The sequence below is a fragment of the Maccoyibacter intestinihominis genome, assembly GCF_040096355.1.
GTDB classification, from domain to species: domain Bacteria; phylum Bacillota; class Clostridia; order Lachnospirales; family Lachnospiraceae; genus Maccoyibacter; species Maccoyibacter intestinihominis.
Map to the genome: position 1 here is coordinate 308,919 of NZ_JBBMEX010000002.1, position 19,535 is coordinate 328,453.

The 19,535-nt window shown below is 42.0% G+C and carries 22 protein-coding genes; 18 read left to right on the forward strand and 4 right to left on the reverse strand.

Going from position 1 to position 19,535, the window contains the following annotated elements:
- Entirely contained in the window at positions 1-756 is a 756-nt protein-coding gene (gene pflA, locus WMO43_RS03460; protein ID WP_353529951.1) for a pyruvate formate-lyase-activating protein, read from the forward strand.
- A 204-nt stretch (positions 757-960) separates the two neighbouring features.
- Here the strand turns inward: pflA and WMO43_RS03465 are convergent, their stop codons facing one another.
- Together WMO43_RS03465 and asnA are read right to left on the reverse strand one after the other, a co-directional pair.
- Complete coding sequence (locus tag WMO43_RS03465; protein ID WP_353529953.1) at positions 961-2,076, reverse strand: glycoside hydrolase family 10-like protein; 1,116 nt, start codon at positions 2,074-2,076, stop codon at positions 961-963.
- Between the two features lie 21 nt (positions 2,077-2,097).
- Positions 2,098-3,111, reverse strand: coding sequence for an aspartate--ammonia ligase (asnA, locus tag WMO43_RS03470; protein WP_353529954.1), 1,014 nt, complete (start codon positions 3,109-3,111; stop codon positions 2,098-2,100).
- 220 nt (positions 3,112-3,331) lie between these two features.
- Between asnA and WMO43_RS03475 the strand changes: the two genes are divergently transcribed.
- The 10 genes from WMO43_RS03475 (at position 3,332) to WMO43_RS03520 (ending at position 12,761) form a co-directional block, all read left to right on the forward strand.
- Entirely contained in the window at positions 3,332-3,442 is a 111-nt protein-coding gene (locus WMO43_RS03475; RefSeq protein WP_353530048.1) for an RNA-binding domain-containing protein, read from the forward strand.
- A 144-nt stretch (positions 3,443-3,586) separates the two neighbouring features.
- Positions 3,587-3,745 (forward strand): hypothetical protein, encoded by a 159-nt coding sequence (locus tag WMO43_RS03480; protein ID WP_353529956.1) that lies wholly within the window; start codon positions 3,587-3,589, stop codon positions 3,743-3,745.
- A gap of 25 nt (positions 3,746-3,770) precedes the next feature.
- Complete coding sequence (locus tag WMO43_RS03485; RefSeq protein WP_353529958.1) at positions 3,771-3,902, forward strand: hypothetical protein; 132 nt, start codon at positions 3,771-3,773, stop codon at positions 3,900-3,902.
- A gap of 524 nt (positions 3,903-4,426) precedes the next feature.
- Positions 4,427-5,758 (forward strand): aspartate--tRNA(Asn) ligase, encoded by a 1,332-nt coding sequence (gene aspS, locus WMO43_RS03490; protein ID WP_353530051.1) that lies wholly within the window; start codon positions 4,427-4,429, stop codon positions 5,756-5,758.
- A 19-nt stretch (positions 5,759-5,777) separates the two neighbouring features.
- Positions 5,778-6,071 (forward strand): Asp-tRNA(Asn)/Glu-tRNA(Gln) amidotransferase subunit GatC, encoded by a 294-nt coding sequence (gene gatC / locus WMO43_RS03495; RefSeq protein WP_353529960.1) that lies wholly within the window; start codon positions 5,778-5,780, stop codon positions 6,069-6,071.
- A gap of 12 nt (positions 6,072-6,083) precedes the next feature.
- Positions 6,084-7,544 carry an Asp-tRNA(Asn)/Glu-tRNA(Gln) amidotransferase subunit GatA gene (gene gatA / locus WMO43_RS03500; RefSeq protein ID WP_353529962.1) on the forward strand — a complete coding sequence of 487 codons (1,461 nt, stop codon included), beginning with the start codon at positions 6,084-6,086 and terminating at the stop codon, positions 7,542-7,544.
- A gap of 12 nt (positions 7,545-7,556) precedes the next feature.
- Positions 7,557-8,987 (forward strand): Asp-tRNA(Asn)/Glu-tRNA(Gln) amidotransferase subunit GatB, encoded by a 1,431-nt coding sequence (gene gatB, locus WMO43_RS03505; protein ID WP_353529963.1) that lies wholly within the window; start codon positions 7,557-7,559, stop codon positions 8,985-8,987.
- 94 nt (positions 8,988-9,081) lie between these two features.
- Entirely contained in the window at positions 9,082-10,542 is a 1,461-nt protein-coding gene (gene clpX, locus WMO43_RS03510; protein ID WP_353529964.1) for an ATP-dependent Clp protease ATP-binding subunit ClpX, read from the forward strand.
- A 57-nt stretch (positions 10,543-10,599) separates the two neighbouring features.
- Complete coding sequence (locus WMO43_RS03515; protein ID WP_353529965.1) at positions 10,600-12,300, forward strand: S8 family peptidase; 1,701 nt, start codon at positions 10,600-10,602, stop codon at positions 12,298-12,300.
- Positions 12,297-12,761, forward strand: a complete 465-nt coding sequence (locus WMO43_RS03520; RefSeq protein WP_353529966.1) for a signal peptidase II — start codon at positions 12,297-12,299, stop codon at positions 12,759-12,761. The genes WMO43_RS03515 and WMO43_RS03520 overlap by 4 nt, the downstream gene beginning before the upstream one ends.
- 185 nt (positions 12,762-12,946) lie before the next feature.
- Here the strand turns inward: WMO43_RS03520 and WMO43_RS03525 are convergent, their stop codons facing one another.
- Both WMO43_RS03525 and WMO43_RS03530 read right to left on the reverse strand, forming a co-directional pair.
- A complete protein-coding gene (locus WMO43_RS03525) occupies positions 12,947-13,150 on the reverse strand; it encodes a cold-shock protein (RefSeq protein WP_353529967.1) in 204 nt (67 codons plus the stop codon).
- A 59-nt stretch (positions 13,151-13,209) separates the two neighbouring features.
- Entirely contained in the window at positions 13,210-13,710 is a 501-nt protein-coding gene (locus WMO43_RS03530) for a DUF5721 family protein (protein WP_353529969.1), read from the reverse strand.
- A gap of 201 nt (positions 13,711-13,911) precedes the next feature.
- On the opposite strand from WMO43_RS03530, the gene WMO43_RS03535 reads away from it, so the two are divergent.
- The 7 genes from WMO43_RS03535 to WMO43_RS03565 all read left to right on the forward strand — a co-directional run bounded on the left by WMO43_RS03535 (position 13,912) and on the right by WMO43_RS03565 (position 19,535).
- Entirely contained in the window at positions 13,912-15,201 is a 1,290-nt protein-coding gene (locus tag WMO43_RS03535) for a M18 family aminopeptidase (RefSeq protein ID WP_353529971.1), read from the forward strand.
- Between the two features lie 18 nt (positions 15,202-15,219).
- The gene (locus tag WMO43_RS03540) at positions 15,220-16,362 is read left to right on the forward strand and encodes a transglutaminase domain-containing protein (RefSeq protein ID WP_353529973.1); all 1,143 of its coding nucleotides are present in this window, start codon (positions 15,220-15,222) and stop codon (positions 16,360-16,362) included.
- A gap of 156 nt (positions 16,363-16,518) precedes the next feature.
- Entirely contained in the window at positions 16,519-17,358 is an 840-nt protein-coding gene (locus tag WMO43_RS03545; protein WP_353529975.1) for a DegV family protein, read from the forward strand.
- 50 nt (positions 17,359-17,408) lie between these two features.
- Complete coding sequence (locus WMO43_RS03550) at positions 17,409-17,849, forward strand: DUF4430 domain-containing protein (protein ID WP_353529976.1); 441 nt, start codon at positions 17,409-17,411, stop codon at positions 17,847-17,849.
- Positions 17,827-18,342 carry a hypothetical protein gene (locus tag WMO43_RS03555; protein ID WP_353529977.1) on the forward strand — a complete coding sequence of 172 codons (516 nt, stop codon included), beginning with the start codon at positions 17,827-17,829 and terminating at the stop codon, positions 18,340-18,342. Before WMO43_RS03550 ends, WMO43_RS03555 begins: the two co-directional genes overlap by 23 nt.
- 11 nt (positions 18,343-18,353) lie before the next feature.
- On the forward strand, positions 18,354-18,947 hold the full coding sequence (locus tag WMO43_RS03560) for a DUF4230 domain-containing protein (RefSeq protein ID WP_353529979.1): 594 nt from the start codon (positions 18,354-18,356) through the stop codon (positions 18,945-18,947).
- A gap of 12 nt (positions 18,948-18,959) precedes the next feature.
- Positions 18,960-19,535 (forward strand): DUF4230 domain-containing protein, encoded by a 576-nt coding sequence (locus WMO43_RS03565; RefSeq protein ID WP_177963305.1) that lies wholly within the window; start codon positions 18,960-18,962, stop codon positions 19,533-19,535.

Consider the following 19,535-nt stretch of genomic DNA (forward strand, 5'->3'; position numbering starts at 1 on the left):
ATGAGTCAAGAACAGAATATCGGATACGTCCATTCACTTGAGAGCTTCGGCTCTGTGGATGGACCGGGTGTCCGTTACATTATTTTTCTAAGCGGTTGTGCCATGCGGTGTCAGTTCTGCCACAATCCCGATACTTGGGAGAAAAATGCAGGAACGCCGACCAGTGCCGAAGAGTTATTGGACAAAGCATGGAGATACCGCAGCTACTGGGGAGAAAAAGGCGGGATTACCGTAAGTGGTGGAGAACCGCTCTTACAGATTGATTTTTTAAATGAGTTATTCCGAAAAGCAAAAGAGCGGGGAATTCATACCGCATTAGATACCAGTGGCAATCCGTTCACGGAACAAGAGCCTTATTTTTCCAAATGGAAGGAACTGATGAAGAATACGGATTTGGTATTATTGGATATCAAACATATCGATGAAGAACAGCATCGGATTCTGACCGGACAGAGTAACCGGAATATTTTACGCATGGCACAGCTCTTATCCGAAATGAAAAAACCAATGTGGATTCGTCATGTCCTTGTGCCGGAGCGAAATGATAAAGATGAATATCTGTTTCGTTTAGCGGAATTTATCAGGGAATTGCAGAGTGTGGAACGGGTAGAAGTTCTGCCGTATCATACCATGGGAATTTTTAAATGGGAAAATCTTGGACTTGATTATCCGTTAGAAGGTGTCTGTCCGCCGAGTGCGGAAAGAGTAGCCAATGCAAAAAGAATTCTGGAAGATTGCATAACAATGAAAAAATAATCATATTTTCATCGTGCTTTTCTTATGATTTCCATTATGCTGCACGCACCGCTGCAAATGCATTGGAGATTCCTTTATGATGATGCTGGCATTTAATATCATGCAGTAATACGATAGGGTATAGCACAAAAAATGAAACCGTTGACTAATCATGAAGTCTTCGGTTTCATTTTTTATTGTGTAAGAGAAATTACATTGCAATTTTCAATAATATACAATTTTTTTAAAATGGGATTCCTTCCATTTTCCGTAAATAAAGTAATTTATGCATTTAATCTTAGGATAATTTTTTTGCGTCTTTTTGAAAATTGTCTTATAACTATCCTTTTGTGTGGATGAAGGCAAATCAAATGTTGGAATAATGGAGGTGTTTTTTGCTTTTTTTTGTGTATCGTAAAGAATACCCGAATTTTTCCCATAAACCCAGGAAGGAGTAAAATCCCAGTCCTTGTAATAGGACATTGGCAGAACAACATCAATATACGACTTAAATTTTCCAACATCCTGCCCACATTCTGTGAACTCTGGAGGGAGAATAAATACACCCAGTAAAATGTCTTTTTTAGTTTGCCGGACACTACGAGAAGCCTGTTTGACATAAGATGCAAGCTGTGAAGTTCTCCAGCTATTCCACTGTCTGCGTTTGGCATTATTGGTTGAAAACGAAATGGTTATCGGATCATAGCCATATTTCTTTTTAAAAGCATTTCTGGTAGACTTGCTCAAATCCATTTTGTAATCATCAAAGCGAAGCCAGTCTAAAATAATACCGTCAACATCATATTTTTTAGCGATTTCCTTTAAGATGGAAATCTCATATTTTTGGATTTTCTTATTTAAAGGATTTACAAAATATTCACCATTTTGGTTGTAAGCCACAGTTTTTTTTCCAACCAGAGTTTTCATCTGTGCATTGGGATACTTTTTTAATGCTGCACGGTCATGAAACTGAGGAACCCACGCATAGACTTTGATAGATTTTTTATGAGCTTCTTTAATCATAGATTTTAAAACATCGAAATTCCTGTAGCCTTTGGCGATGGGTGCAACCTTACTCTTATAATAAACATAACCGGACGGTACTTCATCATCCTCATCCTGCTTTACATTTAAGTAGATGACAGATATTTTATATTTAGAAGCCAGCTGAACGAATTTTTTAACATCTGATTCAGTCTTGAAATTTGTGGCTGTCCGAACAGTAATCTGTGTTTGGCGAGGAGTGGAAGATACAGATTTTGCAGGTGTAGCAGACACAGGTAACAGTGTCTGGCTGCTACATAACAACAATATACATAAAAAAGTCATCCATTTTTTCATGAAATATCTCTCTTTCGTTGCCTATAATAAAGAAATTTCGTGTGCAGTGGCTTCCTGTACAACTTCTTCCGGCCACATTGAACTCTGTACTTCGCCAATATGGGCTTTTCTTAAAAAGAACATACAGATACGGGACTGACCGATACCTCCACCGATGGTATATGGAAGTTTTTCTTCAATAATGGCTTTCTGGAAAGGCAGTTCTGCACGTTCCGGGCAGCCGGCTTTTTCTAACTGTGAGAGCAGTGCATCCTTATCCACACGGATTCCCATGGAAGAAAGTTCCAGTGCAATATCAAGAACCGGATAGTAAACGACAATATCTGCATTCAGACTCCAGTCATCATAGTCCGGAGCACGTCCGTCATGGCGTTCGCCATTTTCTAAAACATCTCCGATCTGCATGATGCAGACAGCACCCTTGGCCTTTGCAATATAATACTCACGTTCCTTTGGAGAAGATACATCCGGGAATACATCTTCTAATTCCTGTGTGGTGATAAAAAAGATATCCTTTGGAAGGATTTCCTGAATGTAATCATACTTGATGGACATATATTTTTCCGTTTTACGCAAAACCTTATATACGGTGCGGACGGTTTCTTTCAGTGTCTCGATATTACGGTCTTCCTTAGTGATGATCTTTTCCCAATCCCACTGGTCCACAAAAATAGAGTGGATATTGTCGGTCTCTTCATCACGACGGATGGCGTTCATGTCCGTATAGAGTCCTTCACCAACGGAAAAACCGTATTTATCTAACGCATAACGTTTCCATTTTGCAAGGGAGTGGACGATTTCAGCAATTTTTCCATCCTGTTCTTTGATGTCAAAAGCCACCGGGCGTTCCACACCGTTTAAGTTGTCATTTAATCCCGAATCCGGGTCAACAAACAGTGGAGCAGAAACTCTTGTTAAATTCAGACGTTCTGCTAACAGTTCCTGAAAGCAGTCCTTAACCGTTTTAATGGCAACCTGTGTATCATGGAGATTCAGGTCGGGTTTGTAATCTTTTGGAATAATTAAGTGATCCATATGTATCCTCGATTCTGTCAGTTTGATTTTGTTACGGATCGATCATGTCGATCATGCGGGCATGTTGATCCGTTTGCCATTATTATACCATATAGACTTCGTTTTTCAATAAAAGGTTGGGGAATAGATTTTATTCTATCAAAAGTTCCAATTGTAAGTATAAAAAGCGAATGATATAATTAAACTTAATAGGAAAGAATATTTTGGAAAAGGTAAAAATATAGAATTTCAACGGAAGCTTCCAAGTAATCATGAGAAATTTTTAAAGGACATTATTGCTTTTTCTAACAGTACAGGGGGACAAGTGATGTTAGGAATATGGCTTACCTGATCCGTTATTTGAAGAATTTGGAGATGGATTTAAGGTCACAATCTTTAGAAAAGTAAGCAATGCTTTTGAAAAATATCAGCCATTGTTAAAAGAAGCAAATGCGACAGATGTTTTTGTGAACAATATTGAGAAGGTATTTAAGCATTGTGGAACAGATACGATATTTGGGCAGCTAATGTGATGGAATGGCTGGGATGTTCAAAGTCTAAGGCTACAAATGTAATGAATGTTTTAAAGGAAGCAAAAGTCATAGAAAAGGTTACCGGCTTAGGTGCCGGAAAATATAGGTTTTTAAAATTGTAGATTTATGGAGCTAAAATGATAATAAATGAGAATTGCCCATGCAAAAGAAAAAAGTGTGAACGTCATGGGAAATGTGACGAATGCAGGAAACATCATGCAGAGTCTGAACGTCAGAGACCTGTTTATTGTGAAAAAAAGAAAAAGGAATGACGAATGAAGACTCCGGTTTTTGAAAGTTTTCAAAAAAATACTTGCAAAATAACTAAGACTATGCTAACATACAGGCAACAAAAAAAGCGATGAAAGAGACTCTTATCTTCAGACGTCGACAGGAATACAGCGTCACCGACTGAGAGCGCTGTTTGAAAGAGGAGACAAAGGGAACACTCCGGAGCAGACTGGTTGAACAGAATTTTGCAGGAAAAGGAATGAGAACTTGCAAAATACAGAGTAGGTCAGTACGTCTGATATGCGTTAAATATCAAGAGTGGAAAAGTTGTGATTGCCATGATTTTTCAATGCGGGTGGTACCGCGGGAATATAGAAGAATGAGATCCCGCCCCGGAACAGTGAAATGTTCCGGGGCGTTTTTTTATTTCTAATTTTTATTATTTCTAAATTCATAAAAATGAATCAGTAAAAAATGATATTTTTTCACAAAGTCATATTTCCGTCCCGCACCTATCCTTCAGAGGAAAACATTTCCGACTGAAACATGAAGAAAAGGAGAGTACAAACATGATGGAATTTTTAACAGGAGTAAAAGAACAGGAAACTTTAGAACTGACAACCCTCTTAGCAGGAGATTACGAAGGACAGAGTGTAAAGCTCAACGGTGCCGTTCATACCATTCGTGATATGGGTGAGGTCGCCTTTGTGATCCTGCGAAAAAGAGAAGGACTGATCCAGTGTGTATTTGAGGAAGGCGTAACCAAGTTTGAACTGAAAGATTTAAAAGAGGCGGCAACCGTAGAAGTAGAGGGAGTGGTAGCAAAAGAAGATCGTGCTCCAAACGGCATCGAGATCCGTTTAAGAGAGATCCGTATCTTGTCAGAGCCGAGTGCTCCAATGCCACTTGCGATCTCAAAATGGAAACTGAATACATCCTTAGAGGCAAAGCTAAACAACCGTGCCGTATCTCTTAGAAATGTCAGGGAGCGGGCAAAGTTCAAGATCCAGGAGGGCTTAGTCAGAGGTTTTCGGGAATTTTTATACGAAGAGGGCTTTACCGAGATCCATACACCAAAGATTGGTGCAAAAGGAGCAGAGGGTGGAGCAAACCTGTTTCGTTTTGAATATTTCCACAGACCTGCCGTATTAGAGCAGAGTCCACAGTTCTACAAACAGATGATGGTTGGTGTATTTGACCGTGTATTCGAGACTGCTCCGGTATTCAGAGCAGAAAAGCACAACACTAAAAGACATTTGAACGAATATACCTCCTTAGATTTTGAGATGGGATATATCGACGGATTTGAAGACATCATGGCAATGGAAACAGGATTTTTGCAGTATGCAATGAAACTGTTAGAAAAAGATTATGCAAAAGAGTTGAAAATGTTAGGTGTAACGCTTCCGAACGTGGAAAAGATACCGGTGGTTCGTTTTGACGAGGCAAAGAAAATGGTGTCAGAAAAATATGACCGCAGGATCAAAAACCCATATGATTTAGAGCCGGAAGAAGAGCATCTGATCGGAACTCTGTTTAAAGAAGAATATGATGCGGATTTTGTGTTTGTTACACATTATCCAAGCAAAAAACGTCCATTTTATGCAATGGATGATCCACAGGATACCACATTTACACTGAGCTTTGACTTATTGTTCCGTGGCCTTGAAATTACAACCGGCGGTCAGAGAATCCATGATTACCGGATGTTGACAGAAAAAATTGCAGCAAGAGGAATGACAGAGGAAGGAATGGAGGACTACCTGAGTGCATTCAAATACGGAATGCCGCCGCATGGAGGTCTTGGAATCGGATTAGAGAGACTGACAATGCAGTTGATCGGCGAGGACAATGTCAGAGAGACCACACTGTTCCCAAGAGATTTAAGCAGATTAGAACCTTAGGAAAACAAGGAGAAGAAAAATGGCAAATATAATTTCAGATGAAACCATTGAATACGTTGGTATTCTTGCAAAATTAGAGCTTTCCGAAGAAGAAAAAGAGCAGGCAAAAGCCGATATGGGAAAAATGCTCGATTATATTGATAAATTAAATGAATTAGACACCTCCGGCGTAGAGCCGATGTCCCATGTATTCCCGGTCAATAACGTATTCCGCGAGGATGTTGTAACCAATGGAGACGGACATGATGATACACTTGCAAACGCACCTTGTGCTAAAGATGATGGATTTAAGGTGCCAAAGACGATCGGTTAAAGGAGGAATACAATGAGTCTGATGAGTCTGACAGCCGTAGAGCTGGGAAAAAAGATAAAAGCAGGGGAAGTAACGGTAAAAGAAGCCGTAGAAGCAGCCTTTGCACAGATAGAAAAAGTAGAGGGCGATGTGCATAGCTTTGTCACCCTGACCAAAGAGCAGGCATTGAAAGATGCCGGGGAGATCCAGAAAAAAATAGATGCAGGAGAGTTGACCGGACCGCTTGCGGGCGTACCGGTGGCATTGAAAGACAACCTTTGTACCAAAGGAGTTCTGACAACCTGCAGTTCCAAGATATTAAATAACTTTGTACCAACCTATACCGCACAGGCAGTAGAAAATCTGCAAAAAGCAGGCGCGGTCATCATAGGCAAGACCAATATGGATGAGTTTGCAATGGGAAGCACGACAGAGACATCCGCTTATGGAGTTACGAAAAACCCATGGAATTTAGAACATGTGCCGGGCGGTTCTTCCGGCGGTTCCTGTGCAGCCGTGGCAGCAGAAGAGTGCAGTTATGCGTTAGGTTCCGATACCGGTGGTTCCATCCGCCAGCCAAGTTCATTTTGCGGAGTGACCGGCTTAAAACCAACCTATGGAACGGTATCCCGTTACGGACTGATCGCCTATGGTTCTTCCTTAGATCAGATCGGACCGGTGGCAAAAGACGTGACCGACTGTGCCACCATTTTAGAAGCAATTACTTCCTATGATAAGAAGGATTCCACATCCATAGAACGAAAAGATACAGATTTTACATCTGCATTAGTGGATGATGTAAAAGGAATGAAGATCGGAATCCCAAAAGATTATTTTGGCGAGGGCTTGAACGAAGAAGTGAAAGCAGCAGTTTTAGCAGCAGCAAAGACATTAGAGGAAAAAGGAGCCATTGTCGAGGAATTTGATCTAAGCCTTGTAGAGTATGCGATCCCTGCTTATTATGTCATAGCCAGTGCCGAGGCAAGTTCGAACTTAGCCCGTTTTGACGGTGTAAAATACGGCTACCGTACAAAAGAATATGAAGGACTTCATAACATGTACAAAAAGACACGTTCCGAAGGATTTGGAGCAGAAGCAAAACGCCGTATCATGTTAGGCTCTTTCGTATTAAGTTCCGGCTATTATGATGCATATTATTTAAAGGCACTCCGGACAAAAGCACTGATCAAGCAGGCATTTGATAAAGCCTTTGAAAAATACGACGTGATCTTAGGACCGGCAGCACCGACAACAGCACCGAAGTTAGGTTCTTCCTTAGAAGACCCGATCAAAATGTATTTAGGAGATATTTATACGATATCCGTCAACTTAGCAGGACTTCCGGGAATGACACTTCCATGCGGGATCGATTCGAAGGGACTGCCGATCGGATTGCAGTTGATCGGAGATTGTTTTGAAGAAAAAAATATCATTCGTGCAGCATATAGTTTTGAACAGACCAGAGCATATCACAAAAGCCCGTTAGCAGAATAGGAGGAGGAGAAAATGAGCAAACAATATGAAACCGTGATCGGATTGGAAGTTCATGTGGAACTTGCGACCAAGACAAAAATTTTCTGCTCCTGCTCCACAGCGTTTGGAGGAGCACCGAATACACATACCTGCCCGGTCTGCACCGGAATGCCGGGATCTTTACCGGTTTTAAACAAACAGGTCGTAGAGTATGCCGTGGCAGTCGGACTTGCAACCAATTGTACGATTACCCAGTATTGCAAATTTGACAGAAAGAATTATTTTTATCCGGACAATCCACAGAACTACCAGATTTCCCAGCTCTATCTGCCGATCTGCAGGAATGGAAGCGTAGAGATCGAGACCGCAGGCGGAAAGAAAAGTATCGGCATCCATGAGATCCACATGGAAGAAGATGCCGGAAAACTGGTACATGACGAGTGGGAAGACTGCTCAATCGTAGATTATAACCGTTCCGGTGTACCACTGATCGAGATCGTATCAGAACCGGATATGCGTTCTGCAGAAGAAGTCATTGCATACTTAGAGAAGTTAAGACTGATCATCCAGTATCTGGGTGCTTCAGACTGCAAATTAAATGAAGGTTCGATGCGTGCCGATGTCAACCTGTCAGTCAGAGAGGTGGGAGCAACAGAATTTGGAACGCGTACCGAGATGAAAAACCTGAACTCATTCAAAGCAATTGCCCGTGCCATCGAAGGCGAGCGTGCAAGACAGATCGAACTGTTAGAAGAAGGCAAACAGGTCATTCAGGAGACCAGACGCTGGGATGACAACAAAGAGTATTCCTATGCGATGAGAAGCAAAGAGGATGCACAGGATTACCGTTATTTCCCGGAGCCGGATTTAGTACCGATCGTCATCAGTGACGAGTGGTTAGCGGAGATCAAGGCAAAAGAGCCGGAACTTCGTACCGCAAAATTAGAGCGTTACAAAAAAGAATATGAGCTGCCGGATTATGATGCACAGATCATTACCGGTTCAAAGCATATGGCAGATATTTTTGAAGAGACCACAGCCATCTGTAAGAAGCCGAAAAAAGTCTCAAACTGGCTGATGGGCGAAACACTCCGTCTGTTAAAAGAACATGAAAAAGAGCCGGAGGACATCGCTTTTTCTGCTGAAAACTTGGCAAAATTAATCGAGCTTGTCGATGGCGGAGTCATCAACGGCAATGTGGCAAAAGAAGTATTTGAGCAGATTTTCGATCGTAATATTGACCCGGAAAAATATGTGGAAGAAAAAGGCTTAAAGACCGTAAACGACGAAGGTGCATTGCGAGAGACGATCGAGCAGATCGTTGCAGACAATCCGAAATCTGTAGAAGATTACCATAACGGAAAGGAAAAAGCCATCGGATTCTTAGTCGGTCAGACGATGAAAGCCATGAAGGGAAAAGCAGATCCTGGAATGGTCAATAAGATATTGAAAGAAATTTTATAAATTCGGCATTTTCTCCAAATTATCAATTGAGATTGCAAATGGAATGTCTTATAATGGGGGCAGTTATAGATAAGATAGATGATAGGAGAATAACATGTCAGATCAGGATAAAGATTTAGAACAGGAAATCATAGAAAAAGAACAGACAGACGATGCCCCGGATACGAACAAAGACGAGAAGGATGGCTACGAAGATATCTGCTATATCTGCCGCCGGCCGGAGAGCAAAGCGGGCAAAATGATCAAAATCCCAAATAATATCTGTATTTGTCGGGATTGTATGCAAAAGACCTTTGACAGCATGAGCGGTTCCGGGTTTAATCTTGGAGATTTCAATCCGGCAAATATGGGATTTGGGAACATGCCCAATATCAGCATGATCAATCTTTCTGATTTACAGGGTATGCTTCCAAAAAGCCAGCAGATCAAGAAGAAAAAACCAAAAGAAAAGAAAGAAAAGCCGGCACTCGATATCCATGCGATCCCGGCACCTCATAAGATCAAGGCAAGTCTGGATGAGTACATTGTAGGACAGGACTATGCAAAAAAGGTTATGTCCGTTGCCGTATACAACCACTACAAGAGAGTGGCATCCGAGGCAAATGATGATATTGAAATTGAAAAATCCAATATGCTGATGGTAGGTCCGACCGGTTCTGGTAAGACTTATATGGTCAGAACGTTAGCAAAGCTGTTAGATGTGCCGTTGGCAATTACGGATGCAACTTCCCTGACAGAAGCCGGTTATATCGGTGATGACATCGAGAGTGTAGTTTCCAAACTTTTAGCGGCAGCCGATAATGACATAGAAAAGGCAGAGCGTGGGATCATCTTTATCGATGAGATCGATAAGATTGCCAAAAAGCGGAACACCAATCAGAGAGATGTCAGCGGCGAGAGCGTCCAGCAGGGAATGTTAAAGCTGTTAGAGGGTGCTGATGTAGAGGTTCCAGTGGGAGCCAGCAGTAAAAATGCCATGGTGCCGATGGTAACTGTCAACACCAGAAATATTTTGTTTATCTGTGGCGGAGCATTTCCGGACTTGGACAATATTATCAAAGAGCGGCTGAATCAGGAATCCTCTATGGGATTTAAAGCGGCATTAAAAGACCAGTACGATGAGGATGAGAACATTTTACAGAAGGTAACGGTAGAGGATATCCGTACTTTTGGAATGATACCGGAATTCATTGGTCGTCTGCCAATCCTTTTTTCTTTAGAGGCATTGACAGAAGATATGTTAGTGCGGATTTTAAAAGAGCCGCGCAACGCCATTTTAAAACAGTATCAGAAGCTGTTAGAGATGGATGAGGTCAAGTTAGAATTTGAAGATGAGGCACTCCATGCGATTGCAAAAAAAGCAAAGGAGAAGAAAGTCGGAGCGAGAGCGCTTCGTGCCATCATTGAAGAATTCATGCTAGACATCATGTATGAGATTCCAAAGGATGACAACATTGGAAAAGTAATTATCACAAAAGAATATATCGAGAAAACAGGCGGACCTGTTATTATGATGCGTGGATGCCCGGAATTGGAAGAAAAGAGTGTGATCTAGTGGCATAACTTTCTATTTTCGGCATAAAATGCAATAAATAGAAGCATCAGGTGAAAAATGGATTGTACAGAGGCCGTTTACTCGGAAGATTATTTTGACTTCATAAATACATTGTCAAGGGAAGTGAACATGCGAAACGGAGATGAAATCTTGTGTTCCCAGCCACTTGACAATGGTTTTGAAGCCCTTTTTTATCCCAGGGAAGTTGTAGAGAATGGGGATTTTAATATTGCAAGACTGACTTATATCGGAGTGCCAAAATGCTATGCACTGATGGATACCTCTGCGCTTGAAGGAACCGGAATACTTACCATGCAGAATTTTCCGACCCTTCCATTAAAAGGGAACGGAGTGCTGATGGGATTTATCGATACCGGGATTGACTATCAAAATCCGGTATTTCAATCGGAAAACGGAACTACCAGGATATTAAGGATCTGGGATCAGACTGTGCGGACCGGGACACAGCCGGAAGGATTTCTATATGGAAGTGAGTATACGGCAGAGGATATCAATTATGCAATTCGTTCAGAAGATTCCTATTCGATTGTGCCAAGCCGTGACACAAATGGACATGGCACTTTTTTAGCAGGTGTTGCGGCGGGTTCGGAAATCCAACGGCGGGATTTTATCGGAGCGGCACCCCTTGCTGATATTGCAGTAGTCAAATTAAAAGAAGCAAAGCAGTATTTAAGAGATTTTTACCACATCAAAGAGGGTGCCGTGGCATATCAGGAAAATGACATTATGGCAGGAATCGCCTATTTGCACAATCTGGCATATACACTGAGTAAACCACTGGTGCTCTGTCTGGGACTTGGAACAAACAGTGGCGGGCATGGGGGGACTTCGGCATTGTCGATGCTGCTCTCTTATGTGGCGGCAAAACGGATGCGGGCAGTGGTCGTTGCAGCAGGAAATGAGGCAAATGCAAGGCGGCACTATCTGGGAAACTTAGCACCGTTGCAGGAATACGAGGATGTGGAGATCAGTGTAGGAGACAATATCGGAGGATTTACCGCCGAGCTTTTAACAAATTCACCGGAAGTTGTATCGGTAGCCGTGCAGTCACCGACCGGAGAAAGTCAACCACTGATCCCGGCAAGGCAGGGAAGTAGCGAGGAATACCGTTTTTTGTTAGAGGGAACAACAGTCAGTATCAGCTATAGTCTGGGAGAGTTTACCAGAGAAAGGGAACTGATTTTTTTGCGGTTTACGAATCCGAGCAAGGGAATCTGGAGACTGCGGGTATACCCGGAAAATTATGTGACAAGCAGATACCATATCTGGCTTCCGGTCACGGAATTTGTACAGGGGGACATCTTTTTCTTAAGGTCAAATCCCGAAACTACCATTACCGGACCGGCAAGTGCCTATGCGCCAATCAGTGTGGGCGGGTTTAATGCATCAGACGATAGTCTTTACTTAGATTCCGGCAGAGGATATAATATTGATAATCAGGTCAAACCGGATTTTTTAGCACCGGCGGTAGAAGTCTTTGGTCCTGACCTGACTGGGAATTTTACAAGGCGTACCGGTACGAGTGCGGCAGCCGCCGTTACGGCAGGGGCAGCGGCACAGTTGTTAGAATGGGGAGTCGTGCGTGGGAATTCCAGTGACATGAATAATGCATTGATCAAAAATTATCTTTTGGTCGGAACGGATAAAACGCCGGGAAGGGTCTATCCGAACCCGGAAGAAGGCTACGGACGGCTGAATGTATACAAGGCATTTACAAATATGAGGAGAACGACATGAACTATTTATTAGGAAGTACAGCGGCATTTTTATGTGATTATGCTGCAAAGGAAAAAGTAGAAAAAACATATGATGAAAAGAAGCAAAAAGAACTCTTTCGTGGAAAAGTTCAGATTGAAAAATATCACAATAAAGGGGCAGCACTCAATGCCCTGGAAAAAAGACCGGGACTTATGAAAAAGCTGCATGCCGGAGCATGGTTTAGCGCAGCAGGCTATCTGACCTGTCTGAACAAACATCGCGATCATGCAGGGATGAAAGCAGGCACGGGACTGTTATTAGCAGGAGGACTCAATAATCTTCTTGACCGCTACCGGAGAGGTTATGTGGTCGATTACATACGTCTGAAGACCTCTGATAAACGCCTGAACAAACTGGTTTTTAACCTGTCGGATATCTATGTCCTTGTTGGAGCAGTGATACTATTTATTACTTCAAGACTTCATAAGGATGAACAGTAGTAAGATAAAGAACAATAAAACAAAAAGAAGCTGTCACCCGGATGATCTGATCTCAGATTACCCGGTGTTCAGCTTCTTTTTGCTTCATAGCCATTACCCAATACCTAACTTTTATCATAATAAAAAATAAAAAATCTGATTCTATCTGTTTATTATCGAAAATAGAAAAAGGTACGTTGAAAAGACTAATTTAAAACGGTTACGTTGACTGCCTGAGGACCTTTAGCACCTTCTGTAATATCAAACTCTACAGATGCGCCTTCCTCTAAGGATTTGAATCCCTCCATGTTCAGACCGGAGAAATGTACGAATACATCATTTCCCTGCTCATCGGAGATGAATCCGTAACCTTTTTGGTTGTTAAACCATTTTACTGTACCTTTGTTCATTGAAAGTACCTCCAAATAAATAATATCAGTGTGCACTCTGCAACACTAAACTAACCATATCATAGGTCCTCCGAAAAGTAAAGGGAATGTTCCTTAAAAAACTGCCGGATATAGGAATCCCACTCAAATTCTAAGGATTTATCGGTGGAAAAAGTACGATAGGAGACACCGGTAGAAGCAGTCAGTTCCCCATGCATAAATCTCAGATTTAATAAAAAGCCACTGATCGCATCCGAAGGGTCCGGTGGAAGCTGTGTCCTTTCGTAAAAATCCAAAGGAGATAAAAACAGAGTAAATTTAAAAAAGACAGGAGTTTTTTTCCCTTTGATCAGATCAAACAGTACCGGACGCTGCATCGAAAAAGGCAGATAAGTATGTCCGAACAGTCCTTCTTCCCTCAGTTCATCTTCGGAATAAGAGTCACTCAGAATGTGGCCATCGAAGTCATAGGTAATGCGTGTCTGCAAAGTTCCCTCCATAAATTCAAAGGGATCAAATATTTCCGAACGCAAAAATTTAGTCATAAAACTGCCGATATCTGCAATCTGCACTGCAATCATGTAAAAATCCTCCTGTGTTATGTACGCTAAAACGCATTATGCATATTATTATAACGCAACGATATGACGAAAAAAAGAACTTTTTTCATAAATATGATCAGGGTGTCAAAATATAAAATAAAGATAAAATACCGGATAGATTGGTAGAAAAAAGAAAGAGAATATAGTACAATGTGAAGCAAATGATGGGAGGTCATAGAAATGAACACAACAGCAGAGCAACTGTTCCATTTAATAGAGAAAGGAGGCTCGCCGTATCAGGTTGTGGAAGAGGCAGAAAAAAGACTGAAAGAAGCAGGATTTGAAAAATTAGAGTTTCACACGGCATGGGGATTAACCGGTGGAAAAAGTTATTATATGATCCACCATGGCACAACGCTGATCGCATTTACGATCCCTAAAACGCTGTATTACAGAGAAAGTTTTCGCATGGCAGCGGCACATACGGATTTTCCGTGTCTGCGGATCAAGCCAAATCCGGAAATGGAGATGTCCGGCTATCAGCAGTTGAATGTCGAGGTGTACGGTGGAGCAATCTTAAATACCTGGTTAGACCGTCCGCTTGGAATTGCAGGAAAAGTGGCACTTGCAAGTGACGAGGTATTTGCGCCGCGGATTGTGCATTTTTCCTCGGAATACCCGGTTGCGGTCATACCGAATATCGCGATCCATATGAATCCGGCATTAAATAAAGGAGTAGAGCTGAATAAACAAAAGGATATGATACCGATCGTCGGTGTCGCCGGAGAAGAAATGCAGCAAAAAGATTTCTTCTATGAATATTTAGCAAAAGAATTACAGGTATCAAAAGAGGAAATTTTAGATTTTGACCTGTATCTATATAATACAGAAATGCCGGAAACCGTTGGCATGGACAAAGAACTGATCTCTGCCCCAAGACTGGATAACCTGACTTCCGTACAGGCATTGTTAGACGGAATCATAACAGGTGGGCGTGAGGACGGCATCAATCTGATCGCATTATTTGACCATGAAGAGATTGGAAGCAGAACAAAACAGGGAGCAGGCTCTATGCTGCTTCGTGATGTGGTGGAAAAAATACAGATTTCACTTGGCAGAGATGCATGTCAGGTAAAAGAGGCACTTTACCAGAGTATGCTGTTGTCCGTGGATGTGGCACATGCCATGCATCCAAATCAGAACCAGAAAGCAGATGTGACGAATCAGCCGGTATTGAACCGGGGATTTTGTATCAAAGAATCCGGCAATCAGTCCTACGCAACAGATTGTGAAGTGGTTGCGATTGTGGAACAGATCTGTAAAAAGGAAGGGATTGCTTATCAGAAATATGCAAACCGTTCCGATATTGCAGGAGGAAGTACGCTTGGAGCCATTGCAGGAAGCCTGATGCCGGTACAGACCGTAGATATCGGAGTTCCAATCCTTGCAATGCATTCTGCAAGGGAGTTGATGGGAGCAGATGATATGGCAGCTTTGAGCCGTTTTGTAGGTAGTTATTTTTCAATCTGAGAATACAGGAGGTAAAGCGTGGAGCTGTGGAAAAAATGCAGGATAGGTATTCTGTTTTTAGCAATGCTCTGTCTGATAACGGGATGCAGTCCGGTTGACTGGAAAACAGCAGCGGATACCATCACAGAGCAGGCATCCAAAGAGATCAAAAAGCCGGAAGAAGTAGAGAGTATTTCGACAGAAGCCTATGCATATCAGACACTGGATGAAAAGACGAAGAAAGTCTATGATGAGGTACTGGATGCAATTTTAAAAAATAAAGAAAGTGTGGCAGTATCGACAACCGAACAGGAAGTTTTAGACAATGCCTATAATGCGGTAAATGCAGACTACGGCGGTCTGTTTTGGGTATCCGGCTATATGTATACCCAGCATAGCAGAGGGGATAATATCATAGGTATGGATTTTTCACCAAGCTACACGATGGAGCAGAGTGAGCGGGAAGAGATCCAGGCGCAGATCGACAGCCGCGTGGAGGAACTGCTTACCGGCATTCCAACGGAGGCTTCCGATTATGAAAAAGTAAAGTATGTGTTTGAAACGCTGATCGAACAGGTGGATTACAATCCGGATGCAGAGAATAATCAGAATATCATCAGCGTATTTTTAAATGGGGAAACGGTCTGTCAGGGATATGCCTGTGCAACGCAGTATCTGTTACGTCTGTTGAATATCCAATGTGCGATCGTGACAGGAAAAGCTGACGGAGATGCGCATGCGTGGAATCTGGTACGGATGGACGGAGATTATTACTATCTGGATACCACCTGGGGCAATTCCCGTTATTATGGCAAAGACCGTTCCGCAGAAAAGTATGTAAATTACAATTATTTGGGAATTACCAGTGAGGAGATCAGCACTTCCCATCAGGCAGATACCATCTATACGCTGCCGGAATGTACGGCAACAGCGGACAATTATTATGTACATGAGGGGCTTTACTTTGACCAATGGGACCCGGATGCGATTGGAGAAAAATATGCTGCGGCATGGGAGAACGGACAAAAGAAGGTGTCAGTGAAGTTTGCGACACCGGAGCTTTATGAGCAGGCAGTACAGTTTTTTATCCATGATGAAAAAATTTCAAATTACTGCGACGGAATCACTACAATGTACTATATCGAGAATAAGGAACAGAAAATTTTAAGTATATCTTTTTAAAAATTTTTAAAATATAGAAATAACTCTTTTCAAACGTATTGGTTTGTGCTAATATAATGTAGTATTAAAAACTACATGTTATAGAAAAAGAAAAAAGATAATATATTTTTTAATAACAAATGTGAGCAATAGAAAAAGAGAAATGAGGATGTTTTTATGAGCTATAAAATTGTAGTAGACAGTTGTGGAGAATTAAAGCCGGAGCAGAAGAGTGACATTCATTTTGCGTCAGCGTCCTTAGAGCTGGATGTGGACGATTATCATGTTGTGGATGATGAGAGTTTTGACCAGAAGGAATTTTTAAGAAGAGTGAAGGAGAGTCCGAACTGCCCGAAATCTACCTGTCCTTCCCCGGAGCGCTATATGACAGCGTTTGAAGGAGAGGCACAGAACGTCTATGCAGTCACGCTTTCTTCCCGGTTAAGCGGTTCCTATAACAGTGCCGAACTTGGTAAGAAGCTCTATTTAGAAGAAAATGAGAATAAGAATATCCATGTATTTGATTCGAAATCAGCCTCGATCGGAGAGACACTGATTGCCATGAAGATTCAGGAATGTGAGGAAGCAGGCATGGAGTTTCAGGATGTGGTCAAAGAAGTTGACCGGTACATCGAGACACAGCATACATTTTTTGTATTAGAGACCTTAGATACGCTGCGTAAAAACGGACGTCTGAGCAATCTGAAAGCGCTTGTGGCAGGAGCATTGAACATCAAGCCGGTCATGGGTTCGACTCCGGAGGGGGCAATCTGTCAGCTTTCTCAGGCTCGCGGAATGAATAAAGCATTAGAAAAAATGGTGCAGGAGGTTGTTGCAAAGACAAAGAACTGTGAAGAAAAAATCCTTGCGATTGCCCACTGCAACTGCCCGCAGAGAGCCGCACTGGTCAAAGAAAAGTTAGAAAAAGCGGCAAACTTTAAAGATATTTTTGTACTGGATACAGCAGGAGTCAGCTCCCTGTATGCCAATGACGGCGGCGTGATCATTGCCTGCTAGTGAAAGATCATGCGGTAAAAATAAATAAACAGGAGTATAGGATTTAATCAATGGAAGAGAATACAAAGAATACGAAAAACACGAAAAAAATAGTGTTAGGCGTCGTATTGTTTGCAGTTGTGATAGCAGTCTTATTCGGATGCTGGAAAGTATTCGGAGCAAAGACCACACAGGGTGCAAAGAGTTATACACTGACCGTACAGGATGATCAAGGAGACAAAAAAGTCTATGAAGGCTATACCGATGCGGAGTATGTCAGAGGCGCATTGGAGGAGTTAGAAAAGACGGAAGATTTTACCTTAGAAGGCAGTGAATCCGATTATGGGCTCTATATTGAAAAAGTAAACGGATTAGAAGCAGATTACAACAAGGACGGTGCTTACTGGGCATTGTATATGAATGGCGAATATGCGCAGAACGGTATTGATACACAGCCAGTCCGGAATAAAGACGAGATCACACTGTCTTATGAAAAAAATGCTGCAGAATAAATCTTCCTGGTCATTGACAGTACGCGATGTCGCTTACATCGGAATGATGATCGCAACTTTAGAAGCGGCAAAACTATCCCTGTCATTTATCCCGAATGTGGAACTGGTTACATTCCTTTTGATACTCTATACCTTAGCATTTGGCAAAAAAGTGCTCTATGCAGCTTTTGCCTTTGTCGGTGTGGAATGTCTGATCTGGGGAATGGGAATATGGGTCATCATGTATTTATACATCTGGCCCTTGCTTTGCGTATTGACACTATTTTTAAAAAAACAAAGATCAGTATGGTTCTGGGCAGTTTTTTCCGGCATCTATGGTCTGATGTTTGGCGGATTGTGCAGTCTGGTATATTTGGGATTTGGTGGAATAAAGACGGCATTTGCATGGTGGATTGCCGGAATCCCCTATGATATCTTGCATGGGATTTCTAATTTTGTACTGATGCTGATCTTATACCGGCCGATCCGGAAAGTATTAGACAGATTCATTTAGGAGGAAAAAACGTGAAAAAGCAACAAAAGAAAAAGCCGGTGAAATACATTATTCTGATCCTGCTCCTTGCAGTCATAGCCGTAGCAGGAGTATGGACGGCTTTTCATATCAAAGAAGGACGAAAAGAGACGACTACGGTCATCAGTAAGACAACCTTAGAAAAAGTATTGGATATCAGTGAGTTATCGACAGGTAAGGCAGTTTATCATGGGATCGCACATGTGTATGATCTGAAAAATGATGAGCGCGTGCTATACCATGTGGCATATGATGCGACGGTAAAAGCAGGCATTGATACCGATAAGATCAAGATCAAAATAGAGAAAGAAGCAAAAAAAGTAACCGTTATCCTGCCGGAGGTTCAGATTCAGGACATCGATGTGGACATGGGAACGTTAGATTATATGTTTGAGAGCAAACGAAGTCAGACAGAAAGTGTGTCCAAAGATGCATATCAGGCAGCCATTGCGGATGTGACCAAAGAATGTAAGGACAATGAGGAGATCAAAGATCTGGCAAAAGAGAATGCAAAAAATGTTGTCAAAGGAGTTTTAGGAACACTGTTAGCACAGCAGGAAGAAGCATATACGTTAGAAGTAAAATAAGGAGAAGGACAGATGAAGAAGCGGATCAGTATTTACATATGTGTCATGATGCTGGCATTTTCCTTTGCGGGATGCACTTCTGAGCAGAGCGAAAAGAAACCGGAGATCGAATTACAGCAGATCAAATCCATTGGAGAATTTGCGGTATTAGAATGTTATTATCACAATGTCGCAAAATCAGATACTATGAAAAAGGTGTTGTGGTGGAATACGGACAGGCGGCTCTGGATAGAGTATACAGGAATCGTAAAAGCAGGCGTTGATATAGATAAAATCGATATGAAAGTGGATGGAAATACACTTACCATATCCCTTCCAAAGGCGGAGATCTTAAGTTGCAAGGTCGATAAAGATTCTCTGACCGAGGATTCCTATGTCGTAGAAAAACATGGGTTAGGAGCCGGAAAGATCACGGCAGACATACAGACCAAGACGATCAGGACGGCACAGGAGAACCTGAAAAAAGCAGCCAAAGAAGATAACGAGCTGCTTTCACAGGCAGAAGAGAGAGCTAAGAACCTGATCACGGATTATGTCAACCGGATGGGAGAGGCAACCGGCGAAACCTACGAGATAAAATGGAAGTAA